The 22,132-nt window shown below is 63.9% G+C and carries 21 protein-coding genes; 15 read left to right on the top strand and 6 right to left on the bottom strand.

All coding sequences use genetic code 11. The features are described from left to right. Positions 1-152: 152 nt before the first annotated feature. From ACSVIE_RS17570 to ACSVIE_RS17560, 3 genes are read right to left on the bottom strand one after another with little or no spacing between them, the layout of a single operon-like run. Positions 153-1,100, bottom strand: coding sequence for a fumarylacetoacetate hydrolase family protein (locus ACSVIE_RS17570; RefSeq protein WP_442424682.1), 948 nt, complete (start codon positions 1,098-1,100; stop codon positions 153-155). Beyond that, positions 1,097-1,882, bottom strand: coding sequence for a cyclase family protein (locus tag ACSVIE_RS17565; protein ID WP_426006015.1), 786 nt, complete (start codon positions 1,880-1,882; stop codon positions 1,097-1,099). Before ACSVIE_RS17565 ends, ACSVIE_RS17570 begins: the two co-directional genes overlap by 4 nt. Further along, positions 1,875-3,113 (bottom strand): MFS transporter, encoded by a 1,239-nt coding sequence (locus ACSVIE_RS17560; RefSeq protein WP_442424681.1) that lies wholly within the window; start codon positions 3,111-3,113, stop codon positions 1,875-1,877. Before ACSVIE_RS17560 ends, ACSVIE_RS17565 begins: the two co-directional genes overlap by 8 nt. Positions 3,114-3,257: 144 nt before the next feature. Here ACSVIE_RS17560 and ACSVIE_RS17555 point away from each other — a divergent pair, with 144 nt between their 5' ends. Next, positions 3,258-3,890 carry a TetR/AcrR family transcriptional regulator gene (locus ACSVIE_RS17555; RefSeq protein ID WP_442424680.1) on the top strand — a complete coding sequence of 211 codons (633 nt, stop codon included), beginning with the start codon at positions 3,258-3,260 and terminating at the stop codon, positions 3,888-3,890. A 152-nt stretch (positions 3,891-4,042) separates the two neighbouring features. Here the strand turns inward: ACSVIE_RS17555 and ACSVIE_RS17550 are convergent, their stop codons facing one another. Further along, positions 4,043-4,771 carry a FadR/GntR family transcriptional regulator gene (locus ACSVIE_RS17550; protein ID WP_426006012.1) on the bottom strand — a complete coding sequence of 243 codons (729 nt, stop codon included), beginning with the start codon at positions 4,769-4,771 and terminating at the stop codon, positions 4,043-4,045. A 323-nt stretch (positions 4,772-5,094) separates the two neighbouring features. On the opposite strand from ACSVIE_RS17550, the gene ACSVIE_RS17545 reads away from it, so the two are divergent. The 12 genes from ACSVIE_RS17545 to ACSVIE_RS17490 all read left to right on the top strand — a co-directional run bounded on the left by ACSVIE_RS17545 (position 5,095) and on the right by ACSVIE_RS17490 (position 19,111). After that, entirely contained in the window at positions 5,095-6,717 is a 1,623-nt protein-coding gene (locus ACSVIE_RS17545) for an ABC transporter substrate-binding protein (RefSeq protein WP_442424679.1), read from the top strand. A 97-nt stretch (positions 6,718-6,814) separates the two neighbouring features. Then, a complete protein-coding gene (locus ACSVIE_RS17540; protein ID WP_442424678.1) occupies positions 6,815-7,771 on the top strand; it encodes an ABC transporter permease in 957 nt (318 codons plus the stop codon). A 3-nt stretch (positions 7,772-7,774) separates the two neighbouring features. Then, a complete protein-coding gene (locus ACSVIE_RS17535) occupies positions 7,775-9,895 on the top strand; it encodes a dipeptide/oligopeptide/nickel ABC transporter permease/ATP-binding protein (RefSeq protein WP_442424677.1) in 2,121 nt (706 codons plus the stop codon). Then, positions 9,892-10,689: an ATP-binding cassette domain-containing protein gene (locus tag ACSVIE_RS17530; protein ID WP_442424676.1), complete on the top strand. Its 798-nt coding sequence runs from the start codon at positions 9,892-9,894 to the stop codon at positions 10,687-10,689. The genes ACSVIE_RS17535 and ACSVIE_RS17530 overlap by 4 nt, the downstream gene beginning before the upstream one ends. A 37-nt stretch (positions 10,690-10,726) precedes the next feature. Further along, positions 10,727-11,644, top strand: coding sequence for a dihydrodipicolinate synthase family protein (locus ACSVIE_RS17525; RefSeq protein ID WP_426006008.1), 918 nt, complete (start codon positions 10,727-10,729; stop codon positions 11,642-11,644). A 6-nt stretch (positions 11,645-11,650) separates the two neighbouring features. Next, a complete protein-coding gene (locus ACSVIE_RS17520) occupies positions 11,651-12,640 on the top strand; it encodes an ROK family protein (protein ID WP_426006007.1) in 990 nt (329 codons plus the stop codon). 10 nt (positions 12,641-12,650) lie between these two features. Continuing rightward, positions 12,651-13,337 carry an N-acetylmannosamine-6-phosphate 2-epimerase gene (locus ACSVIE_RS17515; protein WP_426006006.1) on the top strand — a complete coding sequence of 229 codons (687 nt, stop codon included), beginning with the start codon at positions 12,651-12,653 and terminating at the stop codon, positions 13,335-13,337. Between the two features lie 120 nt (positions 13,338-13,457). After that, positions 13,458-14,915, top strand: a complete 1,458-nt coding sequence (locus ACSVIE_RS17510; RefSeq protein WP_442424675.1) for a dihydrolipoyl dehydrogenase family protein — start codon at positions 13,458-13,460, stop codon at positions 14,913-14,915. A gap of 70 nt (positions 14,916-14,985) precedes the next feature. Continuing rightward, positions 14,986-15,747: an ABC transporter ATP-binding protein gene (locus tag ACSVIE_RS17505; protein ID WP_426006004.1), complete on the top strand. Its 762-nt coding sequence runs from the start codon at positions 14,986-14,988 to the stop codon at positions 15,745-15,747. Next, on the top strand, positions 15,744-17,780 hold the full coding sequence (locus tag ACSVIE_RS17500) for a YhgE/Pip family protein (protein WP_426006003.1): 2,037 nt from the start codon (positions 15,744-15,746) through the stop codon (positions 17,778-17,780). The genes ACSVIE_RS17505 and ACSVIE_RS17500 overlap by 4 nt, the downstream gene beginning before the upstream one ends. After that, positions 17,777-18,412 (top strand): TetR/AcrR family transcriptional regulator, encoded by a 636-nt coding sequence (locus tag ACSVIE_RS17495; protein WP_442424674.1) that lies wholly within the window; start codon positions 17,777-17,779, stop codon positions 18,410-18,412. The genes ACSVIE_RS17500 and ACSVIE_RS17495 overlap by 4 nt, the downstream gene beginning before the upstream one ends. Before the next feature lie 90 nt (positions 18,413-18,502). Next, positions 18,503-19,111 (top strand): hypothetical protein, encoded by a 609-nt coding sequence (locus tag ACSVIE_RS17490; RefSeq protein WP_442424673.1) that lies wholly within the window; start codon positions 18,503-18,505, stop codon positions 19,109-19,111. 48 nt (positions 19,112-19,159) lie between these two features. Here the strand turns inward: ACSVIE_RS17490 and ACSVIE_RS17485 are convergent, their stop codons facing one another. Then, a complete protein-coding gene (locus ACSVIE_RS17485; protein ID WP_426005999.1) occupies positions 19,160-20,107 on the bottom strand; it encodes an EamA family transporter in 948 nt (315 codons plus the stop codon). A gap of 72 nt (positions 20,108-20,179) precedes the next feature. On the opposite strand from ACSVIE_RS17485, the gene ACSVIE_RS17480 reads away from it, so the two are divergent. Together ACSVIE_RS17480 and ACSVIE_RS17475 are read left to right on the top strand one after the other, a co-directional pair. After that, positions 20,180-21,100, top strand: a complete 921-nt coding sequence (locus ACSVIE_RS17480) for a LysR family transcriptional regulator (RefSeq protein ID WP_442424672.1) — start codon at positions 20,180-20,182, stop codon at positions 21,098-21,100. A 109-nt stretch (positions 21,101-21,209) separates the two neighbouring features. Next, the gene (locus ACSVIE_RS17475; protein WP_442424671.1) at positions 21,210-21,539 is read left to right on the top strand and encodes a hypothetical protein; all 330 of its coding nucleotides are present in this window, start codon (positions 21,210-21,212) and stop codon (positions 21,537-21,539) included. Between the two features lie 47 nt (positions 21,540-21,586). On the opposite strand, the gene ACSVIE_RS17470 is transcribed toward ACSVIE_RS17475, so the two are convergent. Next, positions 21,587-22,111 carry a SixA phosphatase family protein gene (locus ACSVIE_RS17470; RefSeq protein ID WP_426005995.1) on the bottom strand — a complete coding sequence of 175 codons (525 nt, stop codon included), beginning with the start codon at positions 22,109-22,111 and terminating at the stop codon, positions 21,587-21,589. Between the last annotated feature and the right edge of the window lie 21 nt (positions 22,112-22,132).

Raw genomic sequence — 22,132 nt, 5'->3', positions numbered from 1 at the left:
CAGTTGTGCGCGTTTTGAGCCCGCTAAACGCGCACAACTGCGACCTGGTTGGGTGCTGACGGCGTAGGTAAAGGCACGACGGCGGCGCCCGGGTCAGGTGCCTTGCCTTGCCGTCGGCGCTCCGCGGGGTTAGGGCCCGGCGCTCCGCGGGGTCAGGGCTCGAAAGGCGTTGGCGGCGTATATCCCCTGCGGCGTGCCCCGGGGACCGGCTGGACCGGCGGAGCTTCTCCCACAACGTTCGTCAGCGTCCCAAGTCGCTCCACGGTCAAGCTCACAACATCCCCTGGCACAAGCGCGGGCGGCGTCAGGGAACCCTGCCAGCCCCAGAATTCCGCCAGGCACCCGCCACCACTGGTTCCAGAGCCCAGGATGTCCCCGCGCCGGACCCAGGTTCCCCTGCTGGCGTAGGCCACCAGCTCGGGAAATGACCACGCCATGTTGGCCAAGGAATCGGCAGCCAGGACCTCCCCGTTGATGGCCACTGACATGGCCAGCTTCAAGAAGCCATCCGAAACAACATCCACCAACTCATCCTTGGTCACAAAGAGCGGCCCCAAGGACGTCGCCGTGTCCTTGCCCTTCGCCGGACCCAGCCCAACCGTCATCTCGGCACGCTGGAGGTCCCGGGCTGACCAGTCATTGAGGATCATGTACCCGGCGATGTGCTCCTCTGCTTCCTCCACGGACAGGTTGAACCCGTCTTTTCCGATGACTGCGGCCACCTCAAGTTCACAGTCGAACTGCTGCGATCCCGGCGCCACCGGAACCACACCGTTGTGACCTATCGCGGCATGAGGATTGGTGAAATAGAACGCCGGAGCGTCAAACCACGCCGGAGGAACGCCCTTGTCCGCCGCTACGGAACGCAATGCGCCAACCGTATGCTGCTCGAACGTGATGAAGTCCCTGATAGAGGTCACATCAAAGGGCGGCAGGAGTTCGGACCCCAAATCCACAGCATCACCGGACGGGACAGTCCAAGGCCGTTCCAGGACGTCGAAAACGTTCAGCCCCTCCTCAAAAAGCCGCCCCGCAACCAAGGTGTCATCTGCCATCCCAAGGCGCGGAACGCCGTCGTGCATTAACCGGAAGAACTTCACGCCACGGCCTCGTCATCGAGAATCGCTACCGCCCGTGTCCAGCCGGCGGAGGCACCGTGGATTTTTACGGGGAAGCAGGAGATCCGGAATCCGGTACTGGGCAGGACCTCCAGATTGTGCAGTTTCTCAATGTGGCAGTAGCCGATCTCCCTACCGGCCTTGTGGCCTTCCCAGATGAGGGAGCTGTCGCCGGTCTCGATGTACCGCTTGGCCGTGTGGATGAAAGGAGCGTCCCAGCTCCAGGCGTCGGTGCCCGTAACCCTCACGCCCCGGCTGGTGAGGAAGAGTGTCGCCTCCCGACCCATGCCACAGCCTGTGGAGAGGTAGTCGTCCATGCCGTACCTCGAGCCTGCGGCCGTGTTGACCACCACGATATCCCCGGGTGCCAACTCGTGGCCGATCCTTGCAAGTTCAGTCTCGACATCTGCCGCAGTGGCGACGTATCCGTCGTCCAACGCGCGGAAGTCGAGCTTCACTCCCCGGCCGAAGCACCATTCCAAGGGGACTTCATCGATGGTGATGGCCCGGGCTCCGCCGTCCATTGTGGAGGCGTAGTGGTATGGGGCGTCCAGATGGGTACCCGTATGGGTGGTTGCCGTTACCCGCTCGATGGCCCAGCCTTCTTCGCCGGGCAGATCGGCCTCGCCCATGCCGGGAAAGTAGGATACAAGATCCTTCGCAGTTTGCCTGTGCGTGAAGTACTGGATTTCCGGAGTGAGTCCCGGCGGGTCGGAGGCGATGTTCGCCTTAAGGCTGACGGAAAGATCTACGAGCTTAGGCATGGTGCGCCGGTTCCTTCTGTTCGTTGTGGATAGCTTCCGGAGCAGCGCCCGTCCGCGGCAGGAAGAACATAAGCGCCCCGCCTGCAAGGAACACCGCGCCGGAAAGGATGAGCCCTGATGAAAAGCCCCAGGAAGCGGCGATTCCTCCCATCGCCAACGGCGCGAACGCTGCGATGCCACGGCCGATGTTGAAGCAGAATCCGGCCCCCGTCGTACGGATCCTGGTGGGGTACAGCTCGCCCAGATAGGACCCGAAAAGGCCCGCGAAGGTCATGAAGAACGCGTACAGTGGCCCCATCCAGAGCAGGACTGACTGGTTGGTGACCAGTCCGTAGAGGGGAATCAGGAGTCCGGTGCCTGTGAGGGAGAGGATGATCGCGTTGCGGCGCCCGATCCTGTCCGCCACCCAGCCGAAGGCGAGGTAGCCAAGGAACATCCCCAGGTTCAGGATGGTCATGAACACGCTCACTTGCCGGGGATCCAGACCGCGCTCCGTTGACAAGTAGCTCGGCATCCACGTCGACGCACCGTAGAACCCCACAAAGGCGCAAACAGCCACGAGGGTGGCGATGATGGTGCGTCGCCGGTACGGACCCGTGAACAATTCCCTGGTGGTCACGTTGCCGGATTGGCCCTCGACGGCGGAAAGCCGCACCGCGCGCTCATCCAGCCAGGCCTTCGACTCGGGAAAGAAAAACACCACCATGAGCAGCGGCAGCAACGCGGACAGGCCCGTCACCAGGAACAACAGCCGCCAGTCCGGCATGAATACACCGGCGACCAAGGCTGCAGTGGCTCCGCCGAGAGGGTACGCCGCCAGGACGAACGCAACAGCCCGGCCACGCTGCGATGGAGGCCATGACTCGACGATGTAGGTCGACAGTACGGACCATACGCCGCCAAGCCCTATGCCGGCCAGGAAGCGGAGGGCCACGAAAACCCCGTAATTGGGCACGACGAACAGGGCGGAGGTCAGTGCCACAAACACCGTCATGGACACGATGGGGGCAAGCCGACGGCCCCGGTTATCGGCCAGCCATCCCGTAATGACGCTGGAGCAACCCATGCCCAGGAGTGTTGCGGTTGCCAGCAGTCCCCCGGCTTGGGGCGTCAGGCCCAGCTCTTTGGTAATGGCCGGGAGGGCGAAGGAGAGTACAGCGATTTCGAGGGCATCGAAGAGGTAGATCACGAATGACCCAAGGAGGATGAACCATTTGGTTCCACGTCTCATGGTGGAAATCCCTTCTGAAGCGGGCGACGGTGCCCGACGCGAAACAGAACTTATACACCCGTTCAGTTTCTGTTGGGATAGAATTTATACACCCATTCAACTTGTGTCAATGGATGCCGGGCAAGGCGAGATAGGGTGGAGCGCATGTCCACAGAAGTGCAGGGAAACACCGCCGGAACGCGCAGGCGGGAGCAGATCCTGGATATCGCCGTCAGGATGTTTGCGGACCGGGGCTTCGAGGCGACTACCATGCGGGCCGTCGCGGAAGAGATCGGAACGACCGCTGCGCTGGTGATCTACCACTTCGCCACCAAACTGGATCTCTACAGGGCCGTGTTCGCCCGCTACCAACACCTCAACGAGGAGCGCCGCAGGGAGGTCCTCGGGGTGGACACCTCAGCCCCGGATGCCCTTGAGAAAATCGTCGAAGCCTTCCTCCTGCCAACGTTGAAGGCCCAGGAGACCCCGGACGGCAAGCTTTTCGCGCGTCTGGTCCTTCGCGAGGCCTCGGATCCCGCTGCCTACGAGCGCGGCATCCTTGCCGAATACTTCGACCCCATGGCCCGCGACTTCATCAAGGTGATGCGCCAGGTCCTCCCTGACAAGCCCGCAGGGTTCCACGAGTGGGCCTACCTGTTCGGCGTCGGTGCATTGACGGGCACGGCCCTCCCCCATCGGATCGCCGCGCTCTCTGACATCGGAAACATCAACGATTTCCGGTACGACTACCTTCGCGCGGTCCTCGTGGCCGGTTGGCGCGGCACCCCACCCAAGTAGGTCGCATTAGTGCGCGTTTTGACGGCTCAAAACGCGCTTAACTGCGACCCAGTTGGGTGACGGGGGCGGGAAGGTGACGGGCGCGCAGAAACGGAAGCGGCCGCCGTCGCACTTTGGTGAAAAGTACGACGGCGGCCCTTGTGTTGGGTGCGTTACTCGCCCACTGCTTCGCTGATGCGGCGGCGGATGCCGTCGAAGTGGCGGTTGAGGAGTTCAGCCGCCAGGACCTTGTCTCCCTTGGCGACGGCCGCGTAGATGTTGCGGTGGATCGCCGCAGTTTTCACCAAGTCCTCATTACCGGCACCGATCTCCACGTGGATCTTCCGGTAGACCTTCCAGAAAACGCCCATGAGGTTGATGAGCAGTTCGTTGTTGAGGGGTTCGAAGAGGCGGCGGTGGAACTCGGCATCAGCGGCAACGAAGTTCTCCCCGGCGGCGGCAAGCTCTTCCATTTGCTTGACGGATTCCTCGATGGAGGACAGCTGCCCGGGGGTCATGACGTCGATGGAGGAACCAATCAGGCCGGATTCCAGTGCCTGGCGGACGTCCACGAGTTGCAGTGCTTCGAGGCCCTGGTGGCGAAGGGACAAACGGCCGCGGAAGGTGAGTCCGTCGGCGAGCGCATCGAAGTTACTGGGGGCGACGAACATGCCAAAACCATGCCGGATCTCAATGACGCCAAGCGCCTGCAGAACCTTGAGGGACTCGCGCAGGGTATTCCGGCCAACGCCAAGGGCTACTGACAGTTCGCTCTCCGTCGGCAAAGGATCGCCCGCCTCAAGCTCGCGCTCAAGGATCAGCTCCATAATGTCCGACTGCAACGCACGCAGCCGGGCCTGTGCGCTGAACCGCGCCTGCGGAACCACACCGGAAGTTGTCATGGCGCTCTCCTTGCCAAGGCACCCGTGAGCCGGCGGTGCCGGGCAGGTGCGGTGTTAATATTGAGGCGAGCTTAGTGCCCACCACAGAATGACTGACTCGCAACATACAATATCGGATGTCCCATGTCCTTGATAAGTATGTCGCGGGAATTCGCAGGAATTCCCGCCAATGCTGCCTTTGGCCATTGATCGCTGACCAGGGGCACGCCCTCCTTGCACCGAATCTCGCTTGACGTTCCGTTGTGACCGCCCTTACAGTTTCACTACGAGCATCGGACGTCCTACATCCGATAACCCACATAACTCGAATGGTGAGGCACCCTATGAGCAAGACGATCAACAGCCTGCCGCTGGTCAACGACGCCAGCCGCCGGAACTTCCTGAAGCTAAGCGGCGCAGTTGGTGCAGCGGCCGCCTTCACGGCAACACTTTCCGCGTGCGGCGGCGCTGCCAGCACCACTACCAGCAACCAGACCAACACCGCGGCAGTCAACAAGGACCTCATCATCGAGGCGGGCATCTCCTACGCCCTCTCCACCGGCTTCGACCCACTGAGCTCCTCCGGCGCCACCCCGATGGCGGCCAACCTGCACATCTTCGAAGGCCTCATCGAACTGCACCCGGCCACCCGCGAGCCTTACAACGCACTGGCTGCCTCGGACCCCAAGAAGGTCAACGACACCACGTACCAGGTGACCATCCGCGACGGCGCCAAGTTCCACGACGGCACCCCCGTCACCACCGAAGACGTGGCATTCTCCTTCACCCGAGTGATGGACCCGGCCAACAAGTCCTTGTTCTCCCAGTTCATCCCGTTCATCCAGGACGTCAAGCCGGTGGACGCCAAGACGGTGGAATTCACCCTCAAGTACGCCTTCCCGGGCTTCGGACCGCGCATCTCCGTGGTCAAGATCGTCCCCAAGGCTCTTGCCACGGACCTCAAGGCCTTCGACGCCAAGCCGGTGGGTTCCGGCCCGTACAAGCTGGTCTCCGCGGTCAAGGACGACAAGATCGTATTCGAGGCTTTCGCCGACTACAACGGCCCCAAGCCTGCGTTGGCCAAGGGCATGAACTGGCTGCTGCTCTCCGACGCTGCGGCCCGCGTCACCGCCGTCCAGTCCGGCCGGGTCCAGGCCATCGAGGACGTTCCGTACCTGGATGTGGATGGCCTGAAGTCCAAGGTCAAGGTCGAGTCCGTCCAGTCCTTCGGCCTGCTGTTCCTCATGTTCAACTGCGCCAAGGCACCGTTCGACAACAAACTGGTGCGCCAGGCCCTGCATTACGGCATGGACAAGGAAGCCATCATCAAGAAGGCCCTGTTCGGCAACGCCAAGGCTGCCAGCTCCTACTTCCAAGAAGGCCACCCGGACTACGTCAAGGCCAAGAACGTCTACGGCTATGACGCTTCCAAGGCTGCGGACCTGCTGAAGCAGGCCGGCGTCACGAACCTCGAGTTCGAACTGCTCACCACCGACACGGCTTGGGTCAAAGACGTTGCACCACTCATCCTCGAGTCCTGGAACAAGATCCCTGGCGTCAAGGTCACGGTCAAGAACCTGCAATCGGGCGCCATGTACACGGACCGCGTGGGCAAGGGCGACTACTCGGTTGTCGCAGCCCCCGGCGATCCTTCTGTCTTCGGCAATGACGCGGACCTGCTCCTGAGCTGGTTCTACTCCGGAGCCACCTGGATGGAAAAGCGTGCCTTCTGGACCACCCCGGAGCGCGCCAAGCTCCAGGACCTCATGAACAAGGGTTCGCAGGCATCCGGCGACGCCGCGAAGAAGACCGTCGGGGAAATCGTGGACCTCGTCTCCGAAGAAGTACCCCTCTACCCGATCTTCCACCGCCAGCTCCCCAGCGCCTGGGACGAAAAGAAGCTCAACGGCTTCAAGCCGCTGCCCACCACGGGCCTGTCGTTCGTCGACGTCGGACGTACCGCCTAGGCGGCCCCAACACCTTTGCGGGGCCCGCTGAACGCGCTAAATCCCCCAAATAACGCGCACAGCGGGCCACGCAAACCCCTATCAACCGGAGAACACATTGGTCACGATATTGCGTCTGCTCGGCCGCAGACTTGCAGCATTGCCATTAATGATCCTGGGCATCACGTTGCTCGTCTTCCTCGTCCTGCAGGCCGCTCCCGGCGACCAGGCCAGCTCGGCCCTCGGTGACGGCGCCAGCGAAGAAGCGAAGCAGCAGTACCGCCAGGAGAACGGCCTCAACGATCCCCTGGTCCTGCAGTACTTCCGTTTCCTCGGCAAGCTCCTGCAGTTCGACCTCGGAGTCACTACTCCCCCGGCCAAGTCCGTCGCTTCCATGATCGGCTCGGCCTTTCCGCTCACTCTTCAGCTGACCTTCCTTGGTGTGCTGATCGCGATCGTCGTCTCCTTGGCGTTCGGCATCATCGGAGCCCTGTACCGCGACAAATGGCAGGACCAGCTGGTCCGGGTCTTCTCGATCGCTGCAATCGCTACGCCGTCGTTCTGGCTCGGCATCCTCCTTATCCAGTGGTTCGCACTCGGCGGGAACCCGATGTTCCCCTCGGGCGGCATTGCGACGCCGGAATCCGGCTTCGGCGGTTGGCTCAACTCGATGGCGCTGCCGGCCCTGGCACTCGGCATTCCCGTCTCCGCCTCCCTGATCCGCGTGGTCCGGACATCCATGGTGGAAGAACTCGACCGCGACTACGTCCGTACCGCCATCGGCAACGGAGTGCCTTACCGGGAGGTCGTCTCCAAGAACGTGCTCCGCAACGCCCTCGTCACCCCGGTGACCGTGCTGGGTCTTCGCGTCGGCTACCTGCTGGGTGGCGCCGTCGTGATTGAAATGATCTTCGCCCTGCCCGGCATGGGCCAACTGATCCTTAACGGCATCACCAACCTGGACGTGAACCTGGTCCAGGGTGTGGTGCTTACCATCTCGGTCACCTTTGTTCTGGTGAACATCGTGGTGGACCTTCTTTACCTGCTCATCAACCCCCGAATCAGGACGGTATAGCTCATGCGCAGCAAGCTCGCAGAACGGCTAAGCGCCCCGGGCCTACGTTTCAAGGCCTTGCCCTGGGGATCCCGTATCGCCCTGCTCTTCCTCATCATCATCACCCTCGCGGCCATTTTTGCGCCGGTCCTTGCACCGCACGACCCGCTGGAAACCTTCATCCCGGCAACTCCTCCGGGCGCCGAACACTTCTTCGGAACGGACCGCCTGGGCCGCGACATCTTCTCGCGCCTCCTGTTCGGTGCTCAGTCCTCGCTGATGATCGGCCTCGGCGCGGTGGGCCTGGCGATCCTGGTGGGCGCCCTCCTGGGCTCCTTCGCCGCGACGTCCAGTAAGTCGGTCAACGAGATCATCATGCGGATCATGGACATCCTCATGGCCTTCCCGGGTATCGCCCTGGCCGCCGTGCTGCTGGCTGCCTTCGGCAACTCGGTCCCGACCATCATCATCGCGATCGCCATCATCTACACGCCGCAGCTTGCCCGGGTGGTCCGTGCCAACGTCCTGGCCCAGTACGGCGAAGACTACGTCCGTGCCGAGCGCGTGATCGGTGCCGGCCGGTTCTACATCCTGGTCAAGCACATCGTCCGCAACACGGCGGCTCCGGTGCTCGTGTTCGCCACGGTCATGGTGGCCGACGCCATCATCCTGGAAGCCTCGCTGTCCTTCCTGGGCGCCGGCGTGCAGGATCCCGCTCCGTCCTGGGGCAACGTGATTTCCTATGGCCGCAACCTCGTGTTGTCCGGTGGCTGGTGGGCCACCACGTTCGCCGGCCTGACGATCCTGTTGACCGTCTTGTCCCTGAATATCCTCGCCGAGGGCCTCACCGACGCCATGGTCAACCCGAAGCTGCGCAAGGCTCCGGTAGTGAAGGACGACGACGGCTCCTCCGCTTCCGTGGCCGTGGACACCGAGGTTGCCACATCAGTCGCGCAGCCTTCCGTAGTTGAGGAACACGAGCTCGACGGCGTCCGCGCGGCTTCCGGACTCAGCGACGCCGATGATCGTGGCCAGGCAGCGGTGCTCACCGATGTGCGCCTGGCCGCCACCAACCCGCACGCACTCCTGGACCGTGAACTGGAACTCCTGGCCTCGATCGAAGCGAAGCGCACCGACCGCCTTCCGCAAGTCCCGGCAGGCGCACGCACCGTCCTTGAGGTGAAGAACCTGTGCATCCGTTTTCCCGGACGATTCGGTGACATCCCGATCGTGGACAACGTCTCCTTCACGGTCCGGGAGGGCGAGACCATGGGTCTGGTTGGCGAGTCCGGCTGCGGCAAGTCCATTACCTCGCTGGCCGTGATGGGTCTGCTGCCGAAGACTGCCCAGGTGACTGGCTCCATCGTCTTTGACGGCAAGGAATTGCTGGATCCCAAGTCGCAGCACAGCAACCCTAAGGCCTACGTGGGCCTCCGCGGCGAACAGATCGCCATGGTTTACCAGGATGCGCTGAGCTCCCTGAACCCGTCCATGAAGATCAAGGAGCAAATGGAGCAGCTCACCAAACGCGGGGGCCGGAAGACTCCCGCCGAGTTGCTGGAAATGGTGAAGCTGGACCCTGTCCGGACGCTTGCGAGCTACCCGCACGAACTCTCCGGCGGCCAGCGCCAACGCGTGCTCATTGCCATGGCGTTGTCCCGCTCGCCAAAGATCGTGGTGGCGGACGAGCCCACCACGGCACTTGATGTCACCGTGCAGAAGCAGGTTGTCGACCTGCTCAATGAACTGCGGGAACAGCTCGGCTTTGCCATGGTGTTCGTCAGCCACGACCTCGCATTGGTGGCCTCCCTGGCCCACCGCATCACGGTCATGTACGCCGGACAGGTAGTGGAGTCCGCCCAGGCATCGGAGCTGCTGCAGAACCCCAAGCACGAGTACACCCGGGGCCTCTTGGGCGCCGTGCTCTCCATCGAAGCCGATGCTGCCAGGCTTCACCAGATCCCCGGCACGGTTCCCTCCCCGCGGGACTTCGCCACGGGCGACCGATTCGCCGCCCGCTCTTTGCGGGCGGACGCCGACCCCAACCAGAAGCTGGTCCTTACCAAGGTTTCTTCGGTTGACTCCGTCAACGGTGAAGACACGGACCACTACTGGGCGAGCCACCTGAAGGAGGACGCGAAGTGACTGCCACCCCAGTGATTGAGCTCAAGGACGTCAAGGTCTACCACAGGGCACGTACCGGCGGATTGTTCCGTCCCAACATCGTCAAAGCCGTCGACGGCGTGGACTTCACTGTCAGCCGTGGCGAAACGATCGGCATCGTCGGTGAGTCCGGCTGCGGCAAGTCCACCCTGGCGTCAGTGCTCGTGGGACTCCAGCCGCCGACGTCGGGACAGGTCTTGTTCCACGGCAAGCCTGCCATCAAGCGCAACGCAGCCATGCGACGGGACTTTGGTCGCTCGGTATCGGTGGTGTTCCAGGACCCGTCAACTGCCCTGAACCCCCGCATGACCATCCAGGACATCCTCACCGATCCACTCCAGATCCACGGCATCGGAACGGCCGCAAGCCGGGCCGCCAAGGTCAAGGAACTGCTGGCGCTGGTTGGTTTGCCGCAATCGGCAGCTGAAGTGACGCCGTCGCAGGTTTCAGGCGGTCAGCGGCAGCGTGTGGCGATTGCCCGCGCGCTGGCTCTGGACCCGGACATCATCGTGGCGGATGAACCGACGTCGGCCCTGGACGTTTCAGTGCGCGCTCAGGTGCTGAACCTGCTCTCCGACCTGAAGACCCAGCTGAACCTCGGCATGGTCTTCATCTCGCACGACATCCAGACCGTCCGGTACGTCTCGGACCGCATCTGCGTCATGTACTTCGGCAAGATCGTCGAGCAAGGTTCAGCTGCGCAGGTCTTCGACAACCCCGGCAACGACTACACCAAGAAGCTGCTTGGCGCCGCGCCCAGCCTGCTCCACATCTAGCTTTTCCTTTCACCAGTTACCAACAACGGAGATTTCTGTGTCCACTCAGTTCCAGGGCGTCATTCCCCCGGTCATCACCCCCCGCCACGCCGACGGCAGCCTCGACACCGCGTCGTTGAAGAACGTCACCAAGCACCTGATCGACGGCGGTGTATCCGGACTTTTCGTGCTGGGATCCTCCGGCGAAGTCCCCTACCTCACCAATGAAGAACGCGAGCTGGTGGTCACCACCATCGCCGACGCCAACGCCGGGGCCGTCCCGCTGATCGTGGGCGCCAACGAGCAGACCACCAACCGCGTGATCGAGGAAGCCCGCAAAGTGGTGGACCTCGGCGCGGACGCGATCGTGGTCACGTCCATGTACTACGCGATCGGCAACGTCGCGGAAACCGAGACGCACTTCCGCAGCATCCACGAAGCCATCCAGAAGCCGATCTTTGCCTACGATGTGCCCGTCCGCACCCACTTTAAGCTGCCCACCGACCTCCTGGTCCGCCTTGGCCGCGATGGCGTGATTGCCGGCGTCAAGGACTCCTCCGGTGACGACGTGTCCTTCCGGCAGCTGCTCCTCGCAGCCAAGGACATCCCCAACTTCGACATCTTCACCGGCCACGAAGTGGTGGTGGACGGTGCGCTCCTGGGCGGCGCCCAGGGTGTGGTCCCGGGCCTCGGCAACGTGGACCCGGCGGGCTACCGTCGTCTCTTCGACGCCGCGCAGGCCGGCGACTGGGCTCTCGCGGCAAGGGAACAGGACCGGCTGGCCGACGTCTTCGAGATCGTCTACACCCCGGGCGGCCGTGTGTCCGGCGGCGCTGCGGGCCTGGGCGCATTCAAGACGGCGCTGCAGGTGATGGGCGTTATCGAGTCCAACACCATGAGCTCGCCGATGCTGTCCCTGAACGAGTCCGAGACTGCCGCGATCCGCGAAATCCTGGAACGCAACGGACTGGTCTGACCTCTCGTGACCGCTCCCCTAGCCCAAGCGACCCACGTGATCGGCGTTGACCTCGGCGGCACCAAAACCGCCGCCGGGGTTGTCTCCCCATCAGGTGACGTGCTGGCCTCGGACACCATTCCGACGCTCAACCGTGCCGGTGGCGAAGCGATCCTTGATGCCACCGCAACGCTGATTACGGGCTTGGTGGAACGCGCCGCCGACGCCGGACTGACCGTGTCCGGCGTCGGCGTCGGTTCCGCAGGGGTCATCGACGCTGCTGCCGGAACCGTTGTCTCGGCGACCGACGCCATTCGCGGCTGGGCCGGGACGGTGCTCGCCGGTGGCTTGTCCTCGCGGCTCGGGCTGAACGTCCGCGCCGTCAACGATGTCCACGCCCACGCCCTGGGCGAAGCCTGGCTCGGTGCCGCAGCCGGTACCTCGAGTTCGCTGATGGTGGCGTTCGGGACGGGCGTTGGCGGGAGCTTTGTCCTGCACGGTTCACCCGTACTGGGGCACCGCTACGTCGGCGGGCACGTGGGGCATTTCGCTTCACCCTATGCCGTAGGCAACGGGCAGCCCCTGCCCTGCGTGTGCGGCTCGGCCGGGCATGTTGAGGCCATCGCCTCCGGACCCGCCATCCATGAGTCGTTCCTGCGCTTCGGCGGTTCGGCTTCGGCTGCGCTCGATACGCGGGCGGTGTTTGGGCTCGTTTCCGGAATCCACGACGCCGGTGCTGCCGCCGCCTCCGAGGAAGACGTCGCCGCCGCGCGGGCCGCCGTCGAACTCGGTGCCCTGGCCGCTGGCCAAGCGGTGGGTGGACTCATCAACATCCTCGACCCCGAAACTGTGGTCATCTCCGGCGGGCTCGCCGACGCCGGGGAGCTGTGGTGGAAACCGATGGAGACCGCCCTCCGCCAGGAATTGCTGTCGCCTCTGGTTGGCGTACCCGTGGTACCGGCAGCCCTCGGCAACACCGCAGCCATTGCGGGTGCCGCGAAACTCGTTCTCAGCTAAGGAAAAACCCTTGATCCTCACGCCAGGTGGCCTCGAAGCCCTCCGCTCCCAGCTCATCGTCTCCTGCCAGGCATACCCTGGCGAACCGATGCGCGATCCCCGGACCACCGGCCAGGTCGCGGCATCGGCGGTGATCGGCGGGGCTGCGGCAGTCCGCGTGCAGGGGCTGGCCGACGTGCAGTTCACTCGCACCGCCGTCGAAGTTCCTGTCATTGGCCTCTGGAAAGACGGGCACGACGGCGTTTTTATCACCCCGACCCTCCGGCATGCCCTGGCCGTGGCGAATGCCGGAGCGCACGTGGTGGCGATTGATGGCACGCGGCGTCCACGGCCGGATGGCTTGTCTTTGGCCGAGACTGTGGCCGGAATCCACGCGGAGTCGCATGCACTGGTCATGGCGGACTGCGGTTCTCTCGATGACGCCGTGGCCGCCGTCGAAGCCGGAGCGGACCTGATTGGCACCACGTTGTCCGGCTATACAGGCGAGCGCCCCAAGACCGATGGTCCGGATCTGGCATTGTTGGAACAGATCGCAGCAGCCGATCTGGCCAAGCCGTTGATCGCCGAGGGCCGCATCCACACTCCGGCCCAGGCCCGCCAGGCCCTCGACGCCGGCGCCTACGCGGTAGTCGTGGGCACAGCCATCACCCATCCCGCCACGATCACGGGCTGGTTCAAGGGCGCGATGCACGCCTAGCTTCATTTTCCACAGGCCTGCCCAATGCATGCCTGTACTGCGTGCTCTGCGCGCCAAAACAGACACCAAGCACGCAGAACGGGCCTCACAAGGGGAGGGTTCCCGGCGTAGGCTTTCCCCATGAGTGCCGAGACCTCCCGCGAGTACGACGTCATTGTGATCGGCGCAGGTGCCGTGGGTGAAAACGTGGCAGACAGGGTGGTGCGCGGCGGACTGTCGGGGGTGATCATCGAAAGCGAACTGGTTGGCGGCGAGTGCTCCTACTGGGCTTGCATTCCCTCCAAGGCACTCCTTCGCCCTGGCAGTGTCCTGCACGCAGCCCAAGGAATTCCGGGGCCCACGGAAGCCATCACGGGAACCTTGGATGCCGCGGCCGCACTGAAGCACAGGGACTGGTTCACCAACAACTGGCAGGACGGCAGCCAAGTGGAGTGGCTGGACAGCGCCGGAATCGACCTGCTCCGTGGACGCGGCCGGATCACAGGCCCCCGCGAGGTCCACGTGGATGGACTCGACGGCAACGGCTACACCCTCAGGGCCAGGCACGCGGTAGTAGTCGCCACCGGATCAACACCGACCATTCCGGGCATCGACGGCTTGGGGAACGTACCCTTTTGGACTACCCGGGAAGCCACGGCGGCCAAGGACATTCCGAAGCGGTTGGTGGTTCTCGGCGGCGGCGTGGCAGGCGTGGAGTTGGCCCAGGCCTTCGCCCGGCTCGGCTCCGATGTCACAGTGGTCGCCCGTGGTCGGTTACTGGGCAACTACGCGGAGGAAGCGGCGAATCTGGTCCTGGCCGGGCTTCGCGCCGATGGCGTTACGGTCCACCTCCACGCAGACGTCCACAAGGTGGAGAAGAACGACGACGGCGCCGTCACCGTGACGCTCGACGGCAAAACACTCCATGCCGACCAACTCCTGGTGGCGTCCGGCCGGCATCCCGCCGTTGCCGACCTGGGCCTGGAAAGCGTGGGCATCCAGAGCGGGGACGGCAAAGCTCCGCGGCTCACAACAGATGCCAGCGGGCTCGTCGAAGGACAGGCCGGCGATGCCACCAGCGATTCCTGGCTGTACGCCGCCGGGGATGCAGCGGGGAAGGTTCTCCTCACGCATCAGGGCAAATACGAGGCCCGCGCCACTGGCGACGCCATAGTGGCCCGCGCCAAGGGTGAACTCAAAGGCAGCCCGCAGCCGTGGAGCCCGTGGGCGCACACCGCCAATGAGCATGCCGTCCCCAGCGTCGTGTTCACGGACCCTGAGGTGGCATCAGTTGGCCAAGGACTCGAGCAGGCACTCCTGCAAGGAAAGAACGTGACCGGGGTTGAACTTCCCATCAACGTCAGCGGCTCCCAGCTGTACTCTCCCGACTACAAAGGGTGGGCACAGATAGTGGTGGACGAGGACCGGAGGGTGATCATCGGCGCCACCTTTGCGGGCCCGGGCGTTTCCGAACTCCTTCATTCGGCGACTATTGCGATCGTCGGCGAGGTACCCCTGGACCGGCTCTGGCATGCGGTGCCGTCCTATCCGACCATCAGCGAGGTATGGCTCCGGCTTATGGAAAAGTACGGGCTCTAATTCCTATTTGAACTGACTAGTCAGTTTAGTTAGACTTGTCGCAGACACCAGTTCTGCGAAAGGCTTCATTGTGCTGTCCGCACAGCAACTCCAGATCAACGGCCGCCGGACCGACCTCCTGCCGCCTACCTCGCTCGAAGCCAAGCGCGGCGAACTCATCCTCGTCACCGGCGATGGCCAGGATCAACGCACCGCGCTGGCACTTGCCCTGAGTGGCCGAATGAAGCCCAGCGATGGCATCCTGAGCTGGGACAACACCGCCAAGGCCAAGAGGATCCGGCTTGCGAGCGCCTTGGTCGACTCCCCCGGCGTCAACGAACCGGAACAGCACCTGAGCGTGCGCGACCTCGTCACCGAGGACCTGTCCCTCATTCCCCGTCGCTACCGGGGCGCCTTGCTCGCCAAGCCTTGGTTGAAGGTCAACGCCTTCGAGGACATTGCGGACCTGTGGATCGAGCAGCTTCCGGCCAAACGCCGGCTCGAGCTCCTGACATCCCTCGCCCTGGCCGATCCCGCGATTGACCTCCTGGTGGTCGACTCCCCGGACCGGCACAGCGCCGACCCCGCCGAGTGGTTGCCACGGCTTCAGGCATTGGCGTCCGACGCCGGGCGGCCCCTTGCCGTCGTCGCGACCGTCAGCGGTCTCCCGGACGGATGGGACGGACCCGCGGCTGTGATCGGCAACTCGGCGATCCCTGCAGCAGAAAACGGGCCGGACCACAGCCAGGAAGATGCCGCAGCCGGGCCCGGAACCGAAACAGCACCGGCCGCCGTCGAGCCTGATGCGGATGAAACCCAAGAAGACCACAACCTCCAAAGGACTGCACAGTGACTGTTCTGCGGCTTGCCCGCTCCGAACTCAAGCGCATGACCGGCGGGCTCCTGCCCAAATTGACCATCCTGGCCTTGACCATGGTGCCCCTGCTGTACGGTGCCGTGTATCTCTACGCGAACTGGGATCCATACGGCAACCTGGACCGCATCGATGCCGCGCTGGTGGTGGAAGACACCGGGGCTACGTCGAAGGACGGCACGCAACTGGAGGCCGGCCAAAAGGTCGCTGACAGCCTGGTGGAAGGCCACGTCTTCAACTGGAAGCAGGTTCCCAGTGCTGAGGAAGCCGATGCCGGCGTGAAGACCGGCGAATATGCGTTCGCCCTGCGCATCCCGCAGGACTTCTCCGCCAACCTGGTTTCTCCGGGAAGCTTCGACGCCGCCAACCAGGCCATGCTGCACGTCACCACCAACGACGCGAACAACTATCTGCTGAGCACGATCGTGGACAAGCTCACCACGGCCGTGCACTCCACCGTTGCCAAGGAGGTCGGCGAGGAAACCGCCAACCAGTTGCTCACAGGCTTTGGAACCATCCACGCGTCCATCGTCAAAGCCGCCGACGGTGCCGGGCAGTTGGCGGACGGCGTGGGCAAGCTCAGCGACGGCGCGGCCACGCTGCACCAGGGCACTTCCCAGCTGGTTACCGGCGCCGACCAACTGGTGGCCGGGCAGACCCAACTGCGCGACGGCGCCGACCAGCTCAACTCAGGCGCTGGCCAGTTGAGTTCCGGGCTTTCCGAGTTGAAGAACAAGACCGCCACTTTGCCCACCGACTCGCAAAAGCTCGCCGACGGCGCTGCGCAAGTAGCCGCCGGAAATGCCGAGCTGAACGCGAAAGTCCAGAACGTCGTCGGGCAGTTGGACGCCGCGGACAAGGGACTGCGAAACCGCGTGGTCGAATCCAACGCGAAGCTCGTAGCCTCGGGCGTCTTGACCCAGGAGCAGGCAGACAAAGTCCTGGCCGACTTCGACGCGGCCGCAGCGTCGAGCCCCGTCACGGATGCCAAGGCCAAGATCGCCGGAGACGCGGCAAAGATCCAGCAGCTCTCCGACGGCTCGGCGGCAGTGAGTGCCGGCGCCGCGAAACTCGCTGGCGCGACTCCGGCCCTCGCCGATGCCATCTCCAAGGCTTCCGCCGGAGCGGGCCAGCTCAGCAAGGGTGCATCGACCCTGGCGGTGGGCCAACAGGCGGCCCTCGACGGCGCCACTAAGCTCGACGGCGGCGCCCGCCAACTGGACGACGGTGCGGGGCAGCTTGCCGGCGGCGCAGTGACCGCTTCCGACGGAGCGCACACCTTGGCCTCGGAGTTGGCGAAGGGGGCCGGCGACATCCCGAACCCCAACGATGAACAGAAGAGCAACGTCTCGAAGGTGATTGCGGACCCCGTCGCAGTGGAGAACGTCTCGCAAGCCAAGGCGAACTCCTACGGTGCGGGCCTGGCGCCGTTCTTCCTGACGCTCGCCCTCTGGATCGGTGTATTCATGCTGGTCCAGGCCATGCGGCCCATCACCCAGCGGGCTCTGGCCTCGAATGCCCCTGCGTGGAAGATCGCAGTGGGCGGCTGGCTTCCGTTCTTTGTGGTCTCGGTGCTGCAGGCCACCATCCTCACGGTGGTGGTGAACCTGGGCCTCGGGCTGAACCCTGCCCACCCGATCGGAATGTGGCTTTTCATGCTCGCTGCAGTCATGGCCTTCAGCGCCATCATCCAGGGCATCGTGGCCCTGCTGGGAACTCCCGGTAAGTTTGTTGTGCTGATACTGCTGGTCCTGCAGCTCGTGTCATCGGGCGGCACGTTCCCGTGGCAGACCACCCCCGAGCCATTGCACGTAGTGCATGAGGTCCTGCCCATGGGTTACGTGGTCACCGGAATGCGGCACCTGATCTACGGCGGCGACCTGTCCATGATCTGGCCCACCGTGCTGGGCCTCCTTGGATACACTGTGCTGGGAGCGGCCATGTCAACGCTCGCCGTCCGCAAGCACAAGATGTGGACCCTGAAGACGCTGAAGCCGGAGATCGCAGTATGAGTACGCCCGAGCCCGCTGGTCCTGCGGTTGCCAACGGAAAAAAGCTCCGTCCCGAACGCACCAACGCCACCAAACAGCGCTTGTTCGAGGCGTCCATGGAACTCATCGGAGAACGCGGAGCGGCCGGGGTGACCGTTGACGAGATTGCCGCCGCAGCGGGAGTCTCCAAGGGAACGGTGTACTACAACTTCGGCAGTAAATCGGACCTCATTGCCCAGCTGCTGCGGCATGGCGTGGACATCATGCTCGCGCGGCTCCAGGCTATCGAAGGGCAAACTGCCGACCCCTTGGACGCCATGAAGGACATGGTGGGGCAGGCCATGGAATTCATGGACGACTACCCCTCTTTTGCGCGGCTCTGGGTCAGCGAAAACTGGCGCACCCCCGGGGAATGGAGCGCCGTCTTCGCCGAACTCCGGGGCGAACTGCTGGCCGTGATCGGCTCAGCGGTGGAGGGCGTGGCTTCCGGCTATACCGTGGATACGTCCATCGCCCGGGGAAGCCTGGAAGCGGCAATCTTCGGGGCGATCTTTGTGGTGGGGCTGGACCGGCAGACCTACAACCCCGAACGCACGCGCGAACAAAGCGTCGCCGCGGTCATGACCATCATGCATGGCTACGTCATCAAGTAGCTTCCGCTTCCGCCGCGAACGGTATCCAACTGCAATGTACGACGGCGTGGCGCGGCGGCCTGGTCGGCGATGATTAACCTCATGCGTCGCATGGGGAACAGTGGAAAGCTCGCGATCGTGGCAGCTTTTGTGTCACTCGGACTCTTGGTCTTGGCAGCTGTGGTGCTCGAAGTAGTGGTCATGTACCTGTTCCTGGGCGCTGTCCTTGTCTGCTATCTGTCCTCCGTGGTCCAGGTCTTCAACCGGCGCAGGTACCTGGTGGTCCTCCTCGGCGCGGCCGGGACCAGCCTGTTCATCGGGTTCAGCATCGCCTTCCTGCGGATGTGGGGGCTGGCCTTCAACCAGGATGCGAACGCCCTGGGAAGCGCAGTCAGCAGCCAGGATTCGGATATCTACTTCTACCTTGCCGTGGTGGCCGGTGTGGGTACCCTCCTGGTGTTGTTCCTCGGCGCAGTGATGCCCGGGTTCGGTGTCCGTGCAGAACCCCCGGCCAAGCGCCCCGCAGCCAAGCGACCGGCCGGACCTGCAGCGGTGAAACGTCCAGCCGGTACCCGCCAGGCGGCACCGCGCCCTCCGGCAAGCCGCACCCCCGCAAGGACCCCGGCAAAGCGCCCCGCAACCGCCGGAAAGGCAGCAGCGTCTGCCAAGCGACCGCCGTCGAGCATTTCCACCCAGCGCAAGCCTGCCCCCAAGCGCTAGCCCCCAACTAAGTCGCAGTTAAGCGCGTTTTGGGCGCTCAAAACGCGCTTAACTGCGACCCAGTTGGGCGTGGGAAGACCGGGCCTGGACGCGCTGGGCAGGCCCCGCCACGGGTGTTCCCGGTCGCTTTCGTGAGACACCCAGCACCGCCGTCGCCACTCCAAGGAGGAGTATCAGGCCACCGAGGATTTCAGTGGGAGTGGGGACCTCGTTCAGGACCAGCCAGGCGGCCGTCATGCCCACCACGGGGACCAGCAGCGTGAACGGCACGACGTCGGACCCCGGGTACAGTGCAAGCAGGCGGTTCCAGATTCCGTAGCCAACCAGTGAAGCGAATACTGCCGTGTAGACCGCGCTCAGGATGGTGGCCGGCTGTAGATCGGCCAGGGTCCCGATGACGGCGTCCGGGCCATCCACCACCAGGGACAAAGCCGCCAGCGGCAGGGGAACCACAGCACCGGACCACACCACCAGGCCCAGGCCCGACTTCGCTTTCGAGTGCCTGGCCACCACGTTTCCCACAGCCCACGAAAGGGCCGCCGCCAGGACGATCATGAGGGGCAACACCGGAGCCACGGCACTGCGCCCCAGGGCCACAACGCCCAGCCCCGCTACGCCCAGAATCACGCCGATTAACTGCTTGCGCGTGGCCTTCTCACCGAGAAAGCGCGAGGCGAGCAGGATGGTGAACAGAACCTGCGCCTGCAGCACCAATGACGCCAATCCCGCCGGCATTCCCAAGGCCATGCCCAGGTACAGGAGGCCGAATTGGCCGGCACTCATGAAAAGCCCGACGCCGATGATCGCCTTCCAGCCGACATCCGGCTTGCGGATGAAGAAGATGAAAGGGAAGACAACCAAGAGGAAGCGAAGTGCGACGAAAAGCAGAGGCGGGACATCGTGTCCGGCAGGATGCAGTCCAAGATCGATGGCGACAAAGTTGATACCCCAGAGCACGGCTACGAGGACGGCCAGGAGGGAATGACGAAGATTCACAAGTCCACTCTGGCTTGAATATGGATGAAGCACCAGCGTTGAATTCTTCACCTCATCACGTAGATTTGCTTCATGATTGATCTTCCTGCGCTGCGCGCCCTTGTTGCGGTCGAGCAGCACGGCTCGGTGGTGGCCGCTGCGGACATCCTTGGATACAGCCCTTCCGCCGTCTCGCAGCAAATCAAGAAACTGGAGCGCCAGGCCAGGGTTGCGGTCCTGGAACGCAACGGCCGAGGCGTCCTCCTGACGGAACGCGGGATCGCCTTGGCCGGGTATGGACGGCGGATCATCGGCGAACTCGAAGAACTGCAGGCAACCCTGCTGTCCGACCCGTCCAGCCCTTCGGGCACCCTGCGGCTGGTCGCGTTCTCCACGGCATGCCGCGGATTGGTGGGGCCGCTCCTGGGCAGGATTGCCGTAACAAGCCCGCAGTTGAAGGTCAGCGTCCTGGCGGAGGACCCCCGGGAGGCAGTGCAGCGCGTGACAACGGGTGAGGCGGAACTCGCGGTGGTCCACAACTGGAACTCGGTACCCTTGGCCATCCCGGAGAACCTGGCCCTCGAAGACCTGTGCCTGGACCAGGCCGACGTCCTGCTGAACAGCAGCCATCCCCTTGCGGCGAGGACCGCCGTCGAACGGGAAGACCTCCTGGACGAGTCGTGGGTCAGTACGCCCGCTGGAGCCATTTGCAACGAGGCGCTGCTTCAGATCTTCGCCGGGCTGGGGAGGGTGCCTGACATCCGGATCTACGACCCCGATTTCTCCACCCACATCGCCATGGTGGAACAGGGCGTGGCCGTGGCCCTCGTTCCCCGCCTCGGCCGGCCGCCCCTGCCGGACAATGTGGCGGCAGTTCCGGTAGTTAACCCGGTGCAGCAGCGGGCCGTGGGCGTCGTCTACCGCAAGACCATGAGCGCGAGCCCCAACATCCGTCACACCGTGGGCCTCCTTCGCGAGGTTGCTGCCGCACAGCAACTGCCCACGCCTGGTTGACCAAGGTCACACAAGGGAACATTCGACACGCCAGTCGCACTTAGGTTAGCTTAACCTTACCTAACGCCCGCTACAGCAGAACGCGGGCGCCGAGCGTCTGGAGTGGCCAGTGGCAGTGGAAGCGATCCTCTTTCCGACCGACATGAACAACCACCACATGTACGGCCTCGCCAGCTATCTCATGGTGGATGACGAACTCTTTCCAAGCACCCACAATCGCCGGGACATCTATGCCCTTCCCGCGTTCGACATCCACGGGCAATGGGTCTATCCCAGCCGCTACAACGAACACCTGGCACCGCAGCTGCCGGTCTACATGTTTGACGGCGAGTACCTGGTGGCCACCAGCCACGGTGAAGAGCCGGCAGGAGTTCCTGCGTTCGAGATCCGGTGCATGTGCCTTCCGCAGTTGTCAGAGGGCCCAACCAACTCGCACTAGGAGTTGTTCTGAGTCCACAAAACAACCACTACTGCCAGCCAGTTGGGTCAGTGACGCGGAACCTTGAAATGGGTCAACCTGGCATCCTGCCCATCCAGCTCCGCCCATGGCTTCCCGGTCTCCAGTACTGTCAACGCACTCGTTGGGTACCGCGTGGCCGCATCCATGTAGGCGTCATGGTCTGAGTCGCGGGATGCCAGGTGCATTGCCAAATCCTGCACGCCCGGCATGTGGGAGATGACCATCAGGGTCGTCACGGTATCCGGGACGTGGTTGATGACGGCCAGCATGCGCGTGGCCGAGGCAGCGTAGAGCCCATCCTCGAGCTTGGGGGTGGGAGCCTTCTCGCCCAGCTCGTCGCAGACCCACGTGCAGGTCTGCCGCGTCCGCACTGCCGAGGAGCACAGGATGAAGTCCGGCACGATGTTGTGCTTCAGCAACCACTTGCCGGCCAGGGGCGCCTCGCGGTGTCCGCGCTCCTCCAAGGGACGTTCATGATCGGGAACACCCAAGGGCCAGTCGGCTTTGGCATGCCGCATGATTACAAGCCGCTTGATGTGGTGGTCGCTCATTCAACAACCATATAGCCGCGG

It is taken from the genome of Paenarthrobacter sp. NCHU4564, assembly GCF_052156435.1.
In the GTDB taxonomy this organism is placed as follows: Bacteria; Actinomycetota; Actinomycetes; order Actinomycetales; family Micrococcaceae; genus Arthrobacter.
Note: the sequence above shows the minus strand (reverse complement) of the source record. Positions and strands in the feature narration are given on the sequence as shown.

Coding starts and splice junctions, on each gene's coding strand:
- ACSVIE_RS17565 (WP_426006015.1), bottom strand. CDS start 1,882: ATGCCTAAGCTCGTAGATCTTTCCGTCAGCCTTAAGGCGAACATCGCC.
- ACSVIE_RS17560 (WP_442424681.1), bottom strand. CDS start 3,113: ATGAGACGTGGAACCAAATGGTTCATCCTCCTTGGGTCATTCGTGATC.
- ACSVIE_RS17555 (WP_442424680.1), top strand. CDS start 3,258: ATGTCCACAGAAGTGCAGGGAAACACCGCCGGAACGCGCAGGCGGGAG.
- ACSVIE_RS17550 (WP_426006012.1), bottom strand. CDS start 4,771: ATGACAACTTCCGGTGTGGTTCCGCAGGCGCGGTTCAGCGCACAGGCC.
- ACSVIE_RS17545 (WP_442424679.1), top strand. CDS start 5,095: ATGAGCAAGACGATCAACAGCCTGCCGCTGGTCAACGACGCCAGCCGC.
- ACSVIE_RS17535 (WP_442424677.1), top strand. CDS start 7,775: ATGCGCAGCAAGCTCGCAGAACGGCTAAGCGCCCCGGGCCTACGTTTC.
- ACSVIE_RS17510 (WP_442424675.1), top strand. CDS start 13,458: ATGAGTGCCGAGACCTCCCGCGAGTACGACGTCATTGTGATCGGCGCA.
- ACSVIE_RS17495 (WP_442424674.1), top strand. CDS start 17,777: ATGAGTACGCCCGAGCCCGCTGGTCCTGCGGTTGCCAACGGAAAAAAG.
- ACSVIE_RS17490 (WP_442424673.1), top strand. CDS start 18,503: ATGGGGAACAGTGGAAAGCTCGCGATCGTGGCAGCTTTTGTGTCACTC.
- ACSVIE_RS17480 (WP_442424672.1), top strand. CDS start 20,180: ATGATTGATCTTCCTGCGCTGCGCGCCCTTGTTGCGGTCGAGCAGCAC.
- ACSVIE_RS17470 (WP_426005995.1), bottom strand. CDS start 22,111: ATGAGCGACCACCACATCAAGCGGCTTGTAATCATGCGGCATGCCAAA.